The organism is Flavobacterium sp. WC2409 (assembly GCF_041200085.1).
Taxonomy (GTDB): Bacteria; Bacteroidota; Bacteroidia; order Flavobacteriales; family Flavobacteriaceae; genus Flavobacterium.
In genome coordinates this window covers 3,398,586-3,413,963 of the sequence record NZ_CP165625.1, presented here as the reverse complement: position 1 = coordinate 3,413,963, position 15,378 = coordinate 3,398,586, and the positions used below count along the sequence as shown (strand labels likewise).

At 31.7% G+C, this 15,378-nt stretch carries 16 protein-coding genes; 7 read left to right on the top strand and 9 right to left on the bottom strand.

Annotated features, from left to right (window positions below):
- Positions 1-48: 48 nt before the first annotated feature.
- From AB3G34_RS14580 to AB3G34_RS14545, 8 genes are all read right to left on the bottom strand, one after another.
- On the bottom strand, positions 49-1,026 hold the full coding sequence (locus AB3G34_RS14580) for a DUF4837 family protein (RefSeq protein WP_369752877.1): 978 nt from the start codon (positions 1,024-1,026) through the stop codon (positions 49-51).
- Positions 1,027-1,074: 48 nt separating this feature from the next.
- Entirely contained in the window at positions 1,075-3,138 is a 2,064-nt protein-coding gene (locus AB3G34_RS14575) for a LysM peptidoglycan-binding domain-containing protein (protein ID WP_369752876.1), read from the bottom strand.
- A 109-nt stretch (positions 3,139-3,247) separates the two neighbouring features.
- Positions 3,248-4,435: a phosphoglycerate kinase gene (gene pgk, locus AB3G34_RS14570; RefSeq protein WP_367756251.1), complete on the bottom strand. Its 1,188-nt coding sequence runs from the start codon at positions 4,433-4,435 to the stop codon at positions 3,248-3,250.
- Positions 4,436-4,701: 266 nt separating this feature from the next.
- Entirely contained in the window at positions 4,702-5,205 is a 504-nt protein-coding gene (locus AB3G34_RS14565) for a hypothetical protein (RefSeq protein ID WP_367772795.1), read from the bottom strand.
- Positions 5,198-5,908, bottom strand: a complete 711-nt coding sequence (locus AB3G34_RS14560; RefSeq protein WP_369752875.1) for a pirin family protein — start codon at positions 5,906-5,908, stop codon at positions 5,198-5,200. Before AB3G34_RS14560 ends, AB3G34_RS14565 begins: the two co-directional genes overlap by 8 nt.
- 1 nt (position 5,909) lies before the next feature.
- Entirely contained in the window at positions 5,910-6,659 is a 750-nt protein-coding gene (locus tag AB3G34_RS14555; RefSeq protein WP_367772791.1) for an intradiol ring-cleavage dioxygenase, read from the bottom strand.
- 144 nt (positions 6,660-6,803) lie between these two features.
- Entirely contained in the window at positions 6,804-7,493 is a 690-nt protein-coding gene (locus AB3G34_RS14550; protein WP_367772789.1) for a LytR/AlgR family response regulator transcription factor, read from the bottom strand.
- Positions 7,490-8,551 carry a sensor histidine kinase gene (locus AB3G34_RS14545; protein WP_367772787.1) on the bottom strand — a complete coding sequence of 354 codons (1,062 nt, stop codon included), beginning with the start codon at positions 8,549-8,551 and terminating at the stop codon, positions 7,490-7,492. Before AB3G34_RS14545 ends, AB3G34_RS14550 begins: the two co-directional genes overlap by 4 nt.
- Positions 8,552-8,774: 223 nt before the next feature.
- Between AB3G34_RS14545 and AB3G34_RS14540 the strand changes: the two genes are divergently transcribed.
- The 7 genes from AB3G34_RS14540 to AB3G34_RS14510 all read left to right on the top strand — a co-directional run bounded on the left by AB3G34_RS14540 (position 8,775) and on the right by AB3G34_RS14510 (position 14,553).
- Entirely contained in the window at positions 8,775-9,923 is a 1,149-nt protein-coding gene (locus AB3G34_RS14540; RefSeq protein ID WP_369752874.1) for an ATP-binding protein, read from the top strand.
- A 4-nt stretch (positions 9,924-9,927) separates the two neighbouring features.
- Complete coding sequence (locus AB3G34_RS14535; RefSeq protein WP_367756247.1) at positions 9,928-10,311, top strand: DoxX family membrane protein; 384 nt, start codon at positions 9,928-9,930, stop codon at positions 10,309-10,311.
- A 35-nt stretch (positions 10,312-10,346) separates the two neighbouring features.
- Positions 10,347-10,856 (top strand): acyl-CoA thioesterase, encoded by a 510-nt coding sequence (locus tag AB3G34_RS14530; RefSeq protein ID WP_367756245.1) that lies wholly within the window; start codon positions 10,347-10,349, stop codon positions 10,854-10,856.
- A 161-nt stretch (positions 10,857-11,017) separates the two neighbouring features.
- Positions 11,018-12,025, top strand: a complete 1,008-nt coding sequence (gene recA / locus AB3G34_RS14525) for a recombinase RecA (RefSeq protein WP_367774081.1) — start codon at positions 11,018-11,020, stop codon at positions 12,023-12,025.
- Positions 12,026-12,159: 134 nt separating this feature from the next.
- On the top strand, positions 12,160-12,573 hold the full coding sequence (locus AB3G34_RS14520; RefSeq protein ID WP_367772781.1) for a hypothetical protein: 414 nt from the start codon (positions 12,160-12,162) through the stop codon (positions 12,571-12,573).
- Between the two features lie 16 nt (positions 12,574-12,589).
- Positions 12,590-13,132, top strand: a complete 543-nt coding sequence (locus AB3G34_RS14515) for an RNA polymerase sigma factor (RefSeq protein WP_367772779.1) — start codon at positions 12,590-12,592, stop codon at positions 13,130-13,132.
- Positions 13,129-14,553: a hypothetical protein gene (locus AB3G34_RS14510; RefSeq protein ID WP_369752873.1), complete on the top strand. Its 1,425-nt coding sequence runs from the start codon at positions 13,129-13,131 to the stop codon at positions 14,551-14,553. Before AB3G34_RS14515 ends, AB3G34_RS14510 begins: the two co-directional genes overlap by 4 nt.
- Here AB3G34_RS14510 and AB3G34_RS14505 read toward each other — a convergent pair.
- Positions 14,550-15,293 carry a lysophospholipid acyltransferase family protein gene (locus AB3G34_RS14505; protein WP_367772775.1) on the bottom strand — a complete coding sequence of 248 codons (744 nt, stop codon included), beginning with the start codon at positions 15,291-15,293 and terminating at the stop codon, positions 14,550-14,552. The genes AB3G34_RS14510 and AB3G34_RS14505 overlap by 4 nt on opposite strands.
- Between the last annotated feature and the right edge of the window lie 85 nt (positions 15,294-15,378).

Here is a 15,378-nt window from a genome sequence, read left to right as displayed (position 1 = left end):
TATCTTGAGTGTGAATATAAAATTTAAAATCGCGAATTTAACAAATTGTTATTTAATAATTTTAACTGATTTAATAATAGACTCCAACTCGTGCATTAGATCTCTTTTTTCTTTTGAAGGGGAGTAACTAAATCCTTCCAAAACTAAAACTCTGTTGTGTTCTTCATCTATAATCGCATAATTAATAAAGGGACCCGACATAAAATCATTCTTCAATTCCCATGTTCCCTTTGTTTCATAAGCTACTTTGCCGTCTAGTTTTATCTTGAAAAAATATGGTGCATACGCTTCCTCAGTAATTAAATCCGTATTGGGTTCTTTTCCATGAATGTACAATCCTCCAATAGAATCGCGCATACTTATGATACTTGTAACTAGGTTATTTCCTTTCTTAAGTGCATTTATAGGAACTTGATAAAGTAACAAACTTGTATTTCCACTTATAATTTCTTTTTTCAACCATATAAAGTTTTCCTGTTGTATTACGTATTGATAACTGGTAGGAACCTCTAAATTTATATGGAATTTATCAGTAATTATTTTAGGGTCTAGTAGTGATTTTTTATTTATCCTTTGACATTCTTCAATTTCAGTTTTACGAATTAGTTTGATTATTTCCGGGCTGTGCTTTTGAATAATTGCAATAATATCTCCTCCCGTTTTACCAGAAATATGGAATACATTTTGAGGTGAAGCATATTGGTCTTTATTTATTTCAAAGTTATTTTTTTCGCCTTTTTTTATAACGATAATATTGCGACTGTCCGTCATAAATCCCTCCATTAGTTTAACTGGATATTGATTTATAGTAAAAAGAGGTTCTTCTTGTGGCAGTCCAATAACTGGTGAAGCAAACTTATTTCTGACACTGTCACCTACTTCACCATTCCATAATTGATCATCAATAATTACTGAAATAGTATTTATTGCTCCTGTTGTTTTACGTGGAATTGCATCGTCTTTCTTTTTGCAAGAAAAAATCAGTACGAGAATAATAAGTAGAAATAATAAATGGTTTTTGTTCATTATGATTCAATTATGAATTCAAACCCAAATTTATTGAAGATTATTGTATTATCCATTAATTTTCAATTTCATTCCTGGTTTAATCCCTTCAGTGCGAATGCCATTCCATTTTTTAAGATCTGAGACCGATACTCCTGGATATTTTTTTGAAATGCTATACAAAGAGTCCCCTTTTTGAACATAATAATCAATTGCTTTGTTTACTGAAGCTTTCGAATAATTATCTTTTTTCTTAAACGAACTTGCTGTTGCATTATCGGTAGTAATGGCTACTTCATTTTTGGCCACAATCAAAGAACTTCCAACAGCTATATTTTGATTCGATAAATTATTCCATTCTTTTAAGTCAGCTATTGCTGTTCCAAATTTTCTTGAAATAATACTAAGATTATCCCCTTTTAGAACCGTATAATTAATGTCTTTTAACGCTGCTGGTTCTGGTGTAATTGCGACTACCTCTTCTTTGGTTTCTTCTACTATAGTAGCCGAGACTTGTAGTGATTTTCCAGGTTGAATTGTGGATGCTGAAAGATGATTCCATTCTTTAATATCTGCAATCGAAACATTATTTTTTTCAGCAATCACATTTAAATTATCCCCTTTTTGAACAACATAAAAAGAAGTATTATTAGGTGATAAACTATCCGATTTTACTTCTTTTTTAATTTTTAATTTCATGGAAGCAATTCTTTGGTTTTCTAAAATAGTTTCTCTTGAAATTGGTGCTACTTCAGGTTCTTTCTTCATTACTTTTACAATGCTTTCTGTTGAGATAATTTTTAAACTTTTACCATAGGAAATGGTATTGCTTCTTAGTTTATTCCATTTTTTTAAATCAGTTACAGCGACATCATATTTATCAGCAATATTACCTAAATTATCTCCACGTTTTACCTTATAATATTTGGTTATTGTATGTGTAATTGTTTGAGTTCTTCCATCTGTATTTTCTTCTTTAGAAACAATTGCTCTTGAGTTTTGAAAAGGTTTTTCTCTACCATCTAATTCGTGTTGAACATAGGCATATATTCTATCTTCATTTGAAGTAAATAGTGCAATCTTTTCTTTGGGTAATCTTAAATAATGGTTTTCATCTCCATAAAAAGGAATTACATTTAACTTATAAGACGGGTTTAACAATTGAAGTTGAGTGACAGGCACATCCAATAAATCAGAAACTTGTTTAAAGGACATTTGTTTTTTCATTAAAATGGTATCCGTTTCAAAACGCTGCACTAGCGCTTTATCAGGTCTGATTCCATGTTCATTGTGGTATTCATAAAGATACATAGTTGCTAAAAAAGCAGGAACATACCCTTGTGTTTCTTTAGGAAGATTTTTTCGAATGTTCCAATAGTTTTGTTTTCCTCCTGATCTTCGTATTGCTTTAGAAACATTCCCTGGACCAGAATTATAAGAAGCTAATACCAGCTCCCAATCGCCAAAAATGGCATACATATTAGCCATGTATTGTGCTGCTGCAGCAGTCGCTTTTAGAGGATCACTGCGCTCATCGATATAAGAATCAATTTTTAGATTGTACTGTTTTCCTGTTTGATACATAAACTGCCATAAACCCGTTGCTCCTACTCTTGAAACGGCTCTTGGGTTTAATGCCGATTCAACCACTGCTAAGTATTTAATTTCCAATGGGACATTTTTTTTAGCAAAAGCCTCTTCAAACATGGGGAAATAATAATCCGAAATAGCCATCAACTTTTCAAATGATTTTTTTCTGTACTTTAGAAAAGACCGAATTACATTTTCAAGACTCTCATTGTATTCAATTCTAAAAGGAGATTTTGCATTCATGGCCTCCAATCGCGATTTCAACAATTCAGTTGGCAATTCATAATCTACTTTTTCATCAATATTTATGTTTTCAATATCATTTGTAATGTCATTATACAAATCAAGATTTGTCAATTCTTTCATCCATAAACTATCTACACAAGACGCCATTTCATCATTGACAAAGGTTTTTTTGATAGAATCGAGATAAGATAAATTGTTTTCTATAACAACAATTCCTTTGCTTTCAGCAACTTCTTGCGAAAACAAAGGAATCGATAGCAATAGTAAAAATGCTATTGTGGTATTTTTTATATTCATGCTTTTTTATGTCAACATCCTTAATTATAAATGGTTACTACGCCATTTTTTTACAAACTTAATATGTTAGAACTAAAAAATTCAATAAATATTGTTAAAAATGTATTTATTAATCTAGAATTGCAGCTATTCCTGGCAATACTTTACCTTCAAGCATTTCTAACATTGCACCACCACCTGTTGATACGTAACTTACTTTATGTTCAAAACCGAATTGTTTTACTGCTGCAACTGAATCTCCTCCACCTACAAGTGAAAAAGCACCATTTTCTGTAGCTTCTGCAATAAAGTTTCCTAATTCGATAGTTCCATTAGCAAAACTTTCCATTTCAAAAACACCTAAAGGTCCGTTCCAAAGAATCGTTTTAGATTCTAATATTACTTTTTTGAAGTTTTCCAATGATTTTGGACCTGCATCAAGACCTTGCCATCCATCAGGAATTTCTCTTACATCCACAATTTTAGTATTTGCTGTATTTGAAAAATCATCCGCAGCAACTACATCTACAGGAATATGAATTTGAACTCCTTTTTCCTTAGCCAATCTCAAGATTTCTAATGCTAATTCTTGTTTGTCATCTTCACAAATAGATTCTCCAATTTTTCCTCCTAATGCTTTAACAAAAGTAAAAGTCATTCCACCACCAATAATCATATGGTCTACTTTGTCAAGAATATTCTCGATAACTGTAATTTTAGAAGAAACTTTAGAACCTCCAAGAACTGCTGTTACTGGTTTTTCACTGTTCTTTAAAACTTTATTTAAGCTTTCAATTTCTTTTGCTAATAATGCTCCAAAACATTTTTCTGTTGGGAAAAATTGTGCAATAATTGTTGTTGAAGCATGTGCTCTGTGTGCTGTTCCAAAAGCATCATTTACATAAATATCTCCAAGTGAAGCTAATTCTTTTGCAAAAGCAACATCTCCAGCTTCTTCCTCAGCATGAAAACGTAGATTTTCTAATAATAAAACTTCTCCTGCTTTTAAGTTTGCAGCAGCGTTCTTCGCTTCTTCACCAATACAATTTGAAGTAAATTGAACTGGAACTCCAAGAATATCTGAAGCTGTTTTTAATATATGTTTCAAAGAATATTTTTCTTCAACTCCTTTAGGTCTTCCTAAGTGTGACATCAAGATTACACTTCCACCTTGAGCAAGAATAGTATCAATTGTAGGTTTTGCTGCTTCGATACGAGTAGCATCAGTCACATTAAAATTTTCGTCCAAAGGCACGTTAAAATCAACGCGTATTATTGCTTTTTTATTTTTGAAATCAAAATCGTTTAAAGTCTTCATCAGGTTCTTTTTTAGTTTGTTTTTTTGAAAGAGTAACAAATATAGAACTTTTAGATTATTATTAAATTTGAAAAAACTAAAAAATTAAGATTTTTAACAACGAAATCGATGTAAATTAATAATAAATCCGACTTTTACTTTTTATATCATCAAAAAATACTTAAAAAGAAAAAATGATGATCATAAAATTGATCGTATAAAAAAAATCCGCTCTTATCTCGTTTTAAAATAAGAAAGACTTTATCAAGTGTAGATACCTGTTTTTTTTACTCTTCTTTGTAAAAACAAATAGCTAAATTAGGTTGCGCTGGAAACATAATCGTGTCAAATTCATTGCAGTCAGTACTGTTTTTTGAAACCAAATAGTTTTTCTCAACCATGCCTAAATACGCCAAAACAGGAGAATAAAACGTTATGCCTATTTTGTGCTTTACGATGTCAGTGCAATCTGTATTAATGATATCCAATTGATAATTTGTAAAAGGGAAATATTGATTTCCCAATACATCAGTAACCCGATGAAAGTTCCCTTTGAGCTGGTCTACATAATTGCTAGCTGCAATCCCAACTAAATAATGCAATTGATTGGCTTTTTCATTTTCTGAAAGCAACTCCCGAAAGGTATTTTTAGGATTTTCCTTAGAATTGAATTGTTGATGTTGCATGAAATATTCCTTGAAAGTATCTTCATGAACATATTTGTCCCAGATAAAAGTCGAAGCGCTGTCAATTACCAATCGATAGGCTAATCGGATTTTAATATTATTCATAAATCAGTTCTTTATCTAATGGTATTTCTAACAGCAAAAAAAGAGCATTTTCGGATAATGCTTCCCATTCAAAAAAATCTGTTTTTAGCAAATGCAATCCGTCTCTGGATTCCAACAATCGATTATCAATTTCGAATGCGCCACTAATCACAAAAATGAAAACGCCATTTGATTTGTTTTTCAACTGATAAAGTCCTTCGATCCTACCTTCATAATTTCCAATAAAACCAAAACTATTTGCAGTTTTGAATAATGAAATCAATTGGTTTTTTTTGTTCAAATCAAAATCAAATTGTTTGAACCCAGTTTTTGAATCCTGTTTTCCGGACTTAATCCAAATTTGTAAATAACTAACATTCTCCACTCCATAAGGATTAAAAAGCTCAAATGACATTCCTTTTTCAGCAGAAAAACTCCTTATTTGTTCGACTCTAATGAAATCCTCGTTTCCTAGACTGTCTTTGTATTCAACACCTCCAAATAATGGTAAAATAATTATTTCAGTATCCGTTTCTATACTTGTTTTAGAACAATGTTGAGGCAAAAGAATTTCTTCATTTAAAACGTGTAATAAGCCAAACGGTTTTCTAAAGTCATCATAATAAGTACCAAAATTGAAAGTAGACAGACAATTATCCCCATCTGAAATTAAAAGTCCTCTTAATTCCGATTTGTATATTTGAGCTTGACTTTGTTCCTTCATTTTAACCAGCAACATTTATAGCATGCTCAAGCACAAAACCTTCAGCAACACTTCCTGTAACTGTTGACAATTCATTGGCCACTCCATCCGAAAAAACATTATCAGAACTGTTATATGTATAACCTGACATCCCTTTTGTATAGCCATTGGCAGATGAAGTATTTACCAAAACTACGGCGCTATTTGACCCTTCAGGAAACGCAATTTGAGTAACTAGTAAAGAAGTTCCTGAAGAGTTATAAACATGGACATGTATGTGTGTAGCTCTACCGCTATACCATCCTGGGAAAACAGAAGTAAAACTAACTTTACCATTTGCGTTTGTGGTTTGTCTTCCTCTTAAAAAATGAACCGAAGTAAAGTCAGCTGATTGCATTCCTGTTCCTCCATATTCTGAATAATACCCATCCTTATCACAATGCCAAATGTCTACAATTGCTCCAGCCAAAGCAGCACAACTGGCATTTGTATTGTTGATTGTTATGTTGATTGTAAATCCAATGCCAGTTCTATCACTAACAATGTTTGTAGCAACCAATGAAGAAGGTGATTTTGTAGGAAACGGCCCTGCTGTTTCAGATGAAGTAACAGAACAACTACTTGTAGAAGTTGATCCGCTAGTATCGGTTGCTTGGGTTGTGTCAGATGTTGATGCATTAGTATTATTACTGCTACAAGCTTTGATTACTGGAATAGTCAAAGCGCCTAAACCTGCAAATCCCAATCCTTTTAAAAATTGCTTTCTTTCCATCTCTAAATGATTTTATTGTTGTTTTCAATAAAAGTATTTAAATGGAAAGAATCCCTGAAATTTATGAGGTAACAGCATGATTTTATGAGGTAAACTAACATAAAATACAATAATGTAATAGTTTTATTCTTTTAAAATGATTTTTTATTCCTTATGAATTGCAGTAAAAAAAGCCAATTCATAACTGGCACTTACAGGAATTTCCTCCTGATTGATGTAAATTATCTTATTTCTTACTTTTTCAATTTTAGAAATAGGGACAATATAAGAACGGTGCACTCTTATAAATTCAGGTACAGGCAATTTTTGGAGTAGTGCTTTCAAAGTCATTCTGGCCACAATTGTCTTTTGATTTTCTAAGTGAATTTTCAAGTAATCGTCTAATCCTTCTACATATAAAATATCAGAAATAAGAATTTTATTTAAACTGTAATCAGCCCGAATAAAAAGATATAGTTTTTCAGGATCTTGATTTTGCAATTTCCATTGTGAGTATGCTTTTTCAACCGCTTGTTCGAATCTTGGAAAAGAAAAAGGTTTCAAAATATAATCAGTAGCACTTAAAGTAAATCCTTCGACTGCATATTCAGAATGAGCAGTTGTAAAAATTACCATCACTTTATTTGGTAACTTTTTATAAAAATCAATCCCCGAAATGGACGGCATATTGATATCTAAAAACAATAAATCAACTGGATACTTTTTTAAATATTTAAAAGCATCTTCCGATTTTGCAAATGTTTTTTGCAAATCAATATACTCAATATCGTTGCAAAAACTTTGCAATATATCGAGTGCTAAAGGTTCGTCATCAAGAGCAATGGCTTTAATCATCCTACTTTGATAGTTAAAGTTACACTATATTTTTTGAGGTTATCATCAATTGTCAAAACATGATTATTAGGGTACAAAAGGGACAATCTTTCTATTGTATTTTGCAATCCAATGCCACTGTCTGATTTTTTTGATTGTACTTTATTATTGGAAACAAATAAAGTCAAATAATCATTAATAATAGTAATTTGTATAGCAATCTGTGAGTCTTCATTTGGATTAACACCATGTTTAAAAGCATTTTCTATAAATGAAATCAAGATAAGTGGTGTAACACATTTTCCATATGTATTTCCTTCGATTGAATAATCAACCTGTACGGTATTACCTAAACGCGTTTTTTGGAGTTGAATAAAGTTATTGATGTAGTTTATTTCCTTGTCCAAAGCAATTACATCATCATTTGCATTTGTAATTATGTAACGCATGAGTTCTGATAATTGCACAACAGCATCAGCCGTTTTATCATCTTTTTTAATAGCTAAAGCATAAATACTGTTCAAGGTATTAAACAAAAAATGGGGGTTAATTTGTGCTTTCAAAAAAGACAATTCCGATTTCATTTTATCTTTTTCTACTTTTTGTAAACGAATATTAATCGCAAATAACAAACTGGAAATTACACCAATCAAATAGACTAAAATCGTATGGCCATATTGAGTAGGTGGCCCGCCCTCCATCAAAGGCGGCGTCCCCATATATTTTGGTGGCAGAAAACCATCTTTAGGATGAATTCCCTGCCCGAAATCAAGAAAGTTACGTTCTGGATGGTCAAAAAATTTAGAAATAAAAAGAAAAAAAACTAAAAAAAAGATAATTATTGAAAAGTATAAAATCAGTTTATTTGAAAAATAAACCTTAGGGATCAAATAATAATAATTGAGGTAAAAGAAAATAAGCAACAAAAAATAAATAAGAAAATAAATTCTATCATGACCATTACTTACCAAATCTGGCAAGCTTAAAACGGTTCCCGATGAAGTAAATGCATAGGGCAAAACCATGAATGCAAGACATAGACTAAAATGCAATGCGTAAAAAGAAATCGTTTTTTTCATGAATACTACTTATCCACTCAAATCTAGGGTTCTAATCGTACAAATTCTAATTATTGCGGTGAAAACTGCAATAATTGCGGTAAACACATTCATTTCTAAAAGGATCCCATTGATAGAAAGTAAAATTAGACCTAATTTTAAACAAGCTTTTCCTCAATTTTGAGAATTAAAACTTTGCTTCTTTAAAATTTTTGACTAACCCAATTTCTTCTATCTTTGCTTTATGCAATTTTCTCAAATCTTAGGACAAGAACACATTAAAAACCATCTGACAAAAAGTGCTGATTCTGGTAGAATACCTCATGCACAATTATTTGTTGGTCCAGAAGGAAGTGGTACTTTACCTATGGCGATTGCTTATGCACAATACATTTTATGCAACAATCAAAATGGGGAGAACTGCGGTTCTAATGAATCTTGCAATCTGAAATTCCAAAAAATATCCCATCCTGATTTACACTTTGCTTATCCTACTGTAACCACAGATGCAGTAAAGAAAAGCCCAAAAAGCCTTGATTTTATTGCGGACTGGAGACAATTTGTTTTGCAAAATCCTTACGGAGGTCTTTTCGATTGGTATGCTGTTTTGGGAGTTCAAAACAAACAAGGAGAAATAAGAGTTGATGACGCTCAAGAAATTTTAAAATCGTTGTCTTTAAAATCATACGAAGGCGGTTATAAAATTATGATTGTTTGGATGGCCGATAAATTAAATATTGCAGCCTCTAATAAACTATTGAAATTACTAGAGGAGCCACCAGAAAAAACAGTATTCATTTTAATTTCTGAAAACGAAGAAGATATCATTCAAACCATACGTTCTCGATGCCAGATTTTGCATTTTAACGGTTTAAGCGAACCTATAATAGCAGAAGCCTTAGTTTCTCGTGAACAAGTAGACCCAAAATTAGCTGCAAAAATTGCCCATCAAGCACAAGGCAATTATAATCTTGCCTTACATTTATTACGTGATGACAATGATGAATTTCCATTTGAACAATGGTTTGTTACCTGGGTACGAGCTGCATTTAAAGCAAAAGGAAATGCCGCTGCTATTCAAGATTTAATTCTTTGGAGTGAAAAAATAGCCGGTTTAGGAAGAGAAACCCAAAAGAAATTTCTTGAGTTTTGTATCGAAATGTTCCGTCAGGCTTTATTGATTAACTATGAAACGCCTAATTTGGTTTATTTTGAGCCCAAAGTTGATAAATTTAAACTCGAGAATTTTGCTCCATTTGTCAATGGCAATAACATTCATGATATTTTCAAGGAACTTTCGGATGCCATGTATCACGTGGAACGCAACGGAAATGCAAAAATTATATTAACCGATTTATCTATTAAACTTACCCGCTTAATCCATAAAAAATAACAATATGAACAACGCTGCTTCTATTTTAATTTTAGTTTTTCTTGCAATTTCATTTATTCAATCTGGGTATGACAAACTCTTTTATTGGAAAGATAATGTAGATTGGTTAAAAGAACATTTTGCAAAAACACAACTAAAAAACCACGTGCCTTTAGCCTTATTAAACATTCTGATATTAGAATTAATTTCAGGAATTTTATGCATTGTAGGATGTATCGAATTATTAATAAACAACGGCCGTTTATTTGGGTTCTATGGCGCTGTTTTTTCTTGTATTACATTAATAATGTTGCTTTTTGGACAACGATTGGCTAAAGATTATGATGGAGCCAGAACCATTGTTATTTATTTCATCCCAGCTATAATGGCAGTATATTGGTTGAATTAAAAATTAAAAAACACTATTTACATTTATAAAAAAATATGACACCTAAACATCCTTCAGAATCTTTAACAACATTGACCGATTTGGTTTTACCAAGTGAAACAAATCCTTTGAATAATCTTTTTGGTGGTGAGCTATTGGCTCGAATGGATCGTGCTGCCAGCATTGCTGCGCGCAGACATTCTAGAAGAATTGTAGTAACAGCATCGGTAAATCATGTGGCTTTTAACAGAGCCATTCCATTAGGAAGTGTGGTTACGGTTGAGGCCAAAGTATCTAGATCGTTCAAAAGTTCTATGGAAATTTATATTGATATTTGGGTAGAAGACAGAGAATCTGGAAACAAAACCAAAGCTAATGAAGCCATATATACTTTTGTCGCGGTGGATGACACTGGAAGACCTGTAGAAGTGCCACAAATAATCCCCGAGACTGAGCTGGAAAAACAACGTTTTGATGCTGCTTTAAGACGCAAGCAACTGAGTTTACTTTTGGCAGGAAAAATAAAACCAGAAGATGCAACAGAGTTAAAAGCCTTGTTCATGTAAAAACTGTATTTACTTCTTGAAAGTGAAAAATTTAATTAAAAAAAGAAGTATTTTTACGAGCATAAAAATTTAAAAAAATGAAAATTGTAGCAATCTAACAGGTTCTCCAAATTTCTTAGAGCGATAAAATAATACAAATGAAAGAAAAGGTAAAAGAGAAGATGAGTACAGAGAAAGAAGCAAAATTAAAAGCGCTACAATTGACGCTTGACAAATTAGATAAAACATACGGAAAAGGAACTGTAATGAAAATGGGGGATAAAGCGATAGTAGAAGTGGAAAGCATTTCTTCTGGATCTTTAGGAATCGATTTAGCATTAGGAGTTGGTGGATATCCAAGAGGAAGAATTATAGAAATATACGGTCCAGAATCATCTGGAAAAACTACTTTGACGCTTCACGCCATTGCTGAAGCACAAAAAGCAGGTGGAATTGCCGCATTTATTGATGCTGAACACGCATTTGATAGAAATTATGCGGAGAAATTAGGAGTAGATATCGAAAACTTAATCATTTCTCAACCAGACAATGGAGAACAAGCGTTAGAAATTGCAGAGAACTTGATTCGTTCAGGCGCTATTGATATTGTTGTAATTGACTCGGTTGCTGCATTGACACCAAAAAGTGAGATTGAAGGTGAAATGGGAGATTCTAAAATGGGTCTTCATGCCCGTTTAATGTCTCAAGCTTTAAGAAAATTAACAGGAACAATTAGCAAAACAAACTGTACTGTATTTTTCATCAACCAGTTGAGAGAGAAAATTGGAGTAATGTTTGGAAATCCAGAGACTACAACGGGAGGAAATGCATTGAAGTTTTATGCTTCGGTACGTTTAGACATCCGTCGTTCAACTCAAATTAAAGACGGTGATAATGTTCTTGGAAACAGAACTAAAGTAAAAGTGGTGAAAAATAAAGTTGCACCACCTTTCAAAATTGCTGAATTTGATATCATGTATGGTGAAGGAATTTCAAAAACAGGAGAAATCTTAGATTTAGCTGTTGAATTTGAAATCATCAAAAAAGCAGGTTCTTGGTTTAGTTATGGCGAAACCAAATTAGGACAAGGGCGTGACGCTGTTAAGTCTTTAATAAAAGACAATCCAGAATTAGCTGATGAACTCGAAGTAAAAATTAAAGCTAGAATAAAAGAATTAGCAGAAGCATAAAAAACTAAAACCCGAAAATTTTCGGGTTTTTTTATTTCTATACGCAACCTTTTTCAAAATTTATTATCTATTAAAAACAAGCTCATCCTTATCTAGTGAATGTGTCTGTTATAAATTTAAAAAATAGTAAAAAAATGAAAAAGTTTGCGTTATTTATCCTGTTAATTACCACTGTAACAGGATGTAGCCTTGATAATGGTAATCAAGATACTTATAACTACGAAGTACTACCCGTTAATAGTTATACTCTACCTGAGAATTTTAAGCTTGGGGAGACTTATGAAATAAAACTAAAATATCAAAAACCCACTGCCTGTCACATTTTTCAAGGAATTTATTATAACAAAGATTTAAATGTAAGAACAATAGCTATTCAGACCGCTGTAAAAAACAATGAAATATGTACCACAGAAATCCCTGCATTATCTGAAGTTTCTTTTAATTTTTATGTAACTAATACTGGATCCTATATCTTTAAGTTTTATAAAGGAAAAGATACTGCTGGTGCAGACCTATATGAAGAAGTAGAAGTTCCTGTAGTCAACTAACAACTAGAAAAAACCTGTGGGATTAGATCAAATCATTAATGATTGTAAAAAAAATTACCCTAAAGCTCAGGAACAATTGTATGAATTGTTTGCTAAAAAGTTTTTTGGGGTATGCTTGAAGTATTCCAGTAATTATGCGGATGCTCAAGATAATTTACAAGATGGTTTTTTGATAATCTTTAGAAAAATAGACCAGTTTAGTGGTAAGGGATCCTTTGAAGGTTGGGCGAAAAGAATAATGATCAACAATGCACTTCAAAAATTCAAAGGAATACGATATATGGAAGTGATTAATGAAAACATTCCTGACGATGAAGTTGAAATTGATGATGAAAATGTACCCATTGAATATTTGATGAAAATCATCCAAGAATTACCAGATCAGTACCGACTCGTTTTCAGCCTCTATGTTCTTGATGGTTATTCCCATAAAGAAATTTCAGAAATACTAAAAATAACAACTGGAACCACAAAATCTAATCTTTCAAGGGCAAGGCTTATTTTAAAAGAAAAAATTGAAGCTTATACTAGAATCGAAATAAAGTCATTGGCAAAATGAACGATAAAAAAAACATAGACCGATTGTTTCAAGAAAAATTCAAAGATTTTGAAGCAGAGCCAAATAAACAAGTTTGGCTCAATATAGAGGCCGAATTAAAGGAAAAAGAAAGAAAAATAATCCCGTTTTGGGTGCAGTTTTCAGGAATTGCTGCTGCTTTTATTCTGGGTCTTTTTACCTTAAATATGGTTTTCAATACAAACACGGAAAATAAAAAAACTATTGTTTTAGACTCAAAAAATACAACCGAAAACAAAGATTCAATTGCAACAAAAAAAGAAAATAAGAATATCCCTTTTCTCATAAAAAATAAGCAACAAATCGTAATAACTAACCCAAAAACTGTTAGAAATCATGAAAAAGAAAATACAACTTTTATTTCCTCAGAAACCAGTACTGAACAGAAGAAAAATCAAAATGATACTTCGCTTTATAAATCAAAAAATAATTCATCGTTAAAATCAGTAGCTTCTAATACTAACAAAATAATTTCAGATCAGTTTACTGTTGAAGGAAACCCTTTTATAAATACAAATACGCCAAAAAATACTGGGAATGAAATCAGTGGAAATATCAAATCAGTAAAGAACTCTGACACTAAAGTTGCAACAACTGATGCTATAAATTCAACAGAAATTATTCCAGAAACACAAAACGAATTAGAAGCAATTCTAAAAAAGAAGGAGGAAAAAAAATCGACAGTCGTTCTTACTAATTTGGATAAATGGCAAATCGTTCCCAATGTTGCCGCAGTCTATTTGAATTCAAATTCAAGCGGATCATCGATTGATCCACAATTTTCAGAAAACCAAAAAACAGCCGATAACAGCCTTAGTTTTGGAATAGGGGTGAATTATGCTGTTTCAAAAAAATTAACCGTAAGAACAGGTGTTAATAAGCTTATATTGGGATATAATACTAATGATGTAATCTATTCATCAAGTTTGATAGCTCATAATTTGACTAACATTAATTACACTTCCAATGAATCGATTGAAATTAAAAACGAATCGGAACTCAATACGCTAGCCACCCTTGAAAGAAGCTACCAAAATACAAATACAGGCGCAATCAATCAAAAAATGGGATACTATGAAGTGCCTTTGGAGCTTTCCTATGCACTCATAAATAAAAAATTTGGCATTACTGTTATTGGAGGAATTAGTACTTTATTTTTAAATCAAAATAAAATATCATTAGTGTCTAATACTATTAATTTAAAATTAGGAGAAGCTAATAATTTAAACCCAATTCACTTTAGTACTAATGTTGGGATGGGATTTAAGTACCAATTTATAAAATCATTTCAAATTAATGTTGAACCCATGGTCAAGTATCAATTGAATACCTATTCAAACAATTCCGATAACTATAAACCTGTTTTTATTGGGTTGTATTCTGGAATTAGCTATACCTTTTAATTAGCATTAAAAGTCATTAATTGAGCGTAAACAATATCTCGAACGTTTTCACGAATTGCTTTTCTATCTGTTCCTGTTTTACTAATCGTATCCACTTGAGAATGAATTTTAACTCTCATTATACCTGGGCTTCCACTGAAAAAAGTATAAGAAAATCTTTTTTTATTATCTCCAAAAGTAATCGGTACAATAGGAATTTGATGTTCAATAGCTAACCGGAATGCCCCATCTTTAAACGTATCCAAAACAATCGATTCATCATTTGGAACTCCACCTTCTGGAAAAATACATACGCTTAATCCTCTATTAATTCTTTTTTGAGCCTGATTGAAAACTTCCATTCGGCTTTTTGAACAACCTCGATCTACTAAAATACAAGTTCTTTTATAGAAAAATCCAAATAATGGAATCTTAGCCAATTCTTGCTTACCCACAAAAACAAACGGATTTTTAATTACTGCCAGCATTAACATAATATCAACCATTGAAGTATGATTGGCAACAATCATATAGCTTTTATCGGTTTCTAACTTTTGATTTTTGTCAATTTTATAATAAAAACCCATCCCGTACAGAATGAATTTGGCCCAAATTCTGGCCATTTTAAAGAAATAAGGATAGCCTTTTTCAGAAAGAATAGAAGCTACTAAAAAAGGAAACATAATCAATATGGGGATTGCCATAAGGACATAAAACCAAATACGCCAAAGTGTCCAAAAAATAATTTTTATTCCTTTCATGAGTTCAAAAATAAGGAATCAAATGATACTTTTATTAAAAACAATTAAATTTGGGAACTATTTAATAGTATAAAAACAGAAAACC

What these genes read in the sequence shown, in the direction of transcription:
- AB3G34_RS14580 (WP_369752877.1), bottom strand. Translation starts at nt 1,026, where the DNA reads ATGAACAAAAACCATTTATTATTTCTACTTATTATTCTCGTACTGATT.
- AB3G34_RS14575 (WP_369752876.1), bottom strand. Translation starts at nt 3,138, where the DNA reads ATGAATATAAAAAATACCACAATAGCATTTTTACTATTGCTATCGATT.
- pgk (WP_367756251.1), bottom strand. Translation starts at nt 4,435, where the DNA reads ATGAAGACTTTAAACGATTTTGATTTCAAAAATAAAAAAGCAATAATA.
- AB3G34_RS14565 (WP_367772795.1), bottom strand. Translation starts at nt 5,205, where the DNA reads ATGAATAATATTAAAATCCGATTAGCCTATCGATTGGTAATTGACAGC.
- AB3G34_RS14560 (WP_369752875.1), bottom strand. Translation starts at nt 5,908, where the DNA reads ATGAAGGAACAAAGTCAAGCTCAAATATACAAATCGGAATTAAGAGGA.
- AB3G34_RS14555 (WP_367772791.1), bottom strand. Translation starts at nt 6,659, where the DNA reads ATGGAAAGAAAGCAATTTTTAAAAGGATTGGGATTTGCAGGTTTAGGC.
- AB3G34_RS14550 (WP_367772789.1), bottom strand. Translation starts at nt 7,493, where the DNA reads ATGATTAAAGCCATTGCTCTTGATGACGAACCTTTAGCACTCGATATA.
- AB3G34_RS14545 (WP_367772787.1), bottom strand. Translation starts at nt 8,551, where the DNA reads ATGAAAAAAACGATTTCTTTTTACGCATTGCATTTTAGTCTATGTCTT.
- AB3G34_RS14540 (WP_369752874.1), top strand. Translation starts at nt 8,775, where the DNA reads ATGCAATTTTCTCAAATCTTAGGACAAGAACACATTAAAAACCATCTG.
- AB3G34_RS14535 (WP_367756247.1), top strand. Translation starts at nt 9,928, where the DNA reads ATGAACAACGCTGCTTCTATTTTAATTTTAGTTTTTCTTGCAATTTCA.
- AB3G34_RS14530 (WP_367756245.1), top strand. Translation starts at nt 10,347, where the DNA reads ATGACACCTAAACATCCTTCAGAATCTTTAACAACATTGACCGATTTG.
- recA (WP_367774081.1), top strand. Translation starts at nt 11,018, where the DNA reads ATGAGTACAGAGAAAGAAGCAAAATTAAAAGCGCTACAATTGACGCTT.
- AB3G34_RS14520 (WP_367772781.1), top strand. Translation starts at nt 12,160, where the DNA reads ATGAAAAAGTTTGCGTTATTTATCCTGTTAATTACCACTGTAACAGGA.
- AB3G34_RS14510 (WP_369752873.1), top strand. Translation starts at nt 13,129, where the DNA reads ATGAACGATAAAAAAAACATAGACCGATTGTTTCAAGAAAAATTCAAA.
- AB3G34_RS14505 (WP_367772775.1), bottom strand. Translation starts at nt 15,293, where the DNA reads ATGAAAGGAATAAAAATTATTTTTTGGACACTTTGGCGTATTTGGTTT.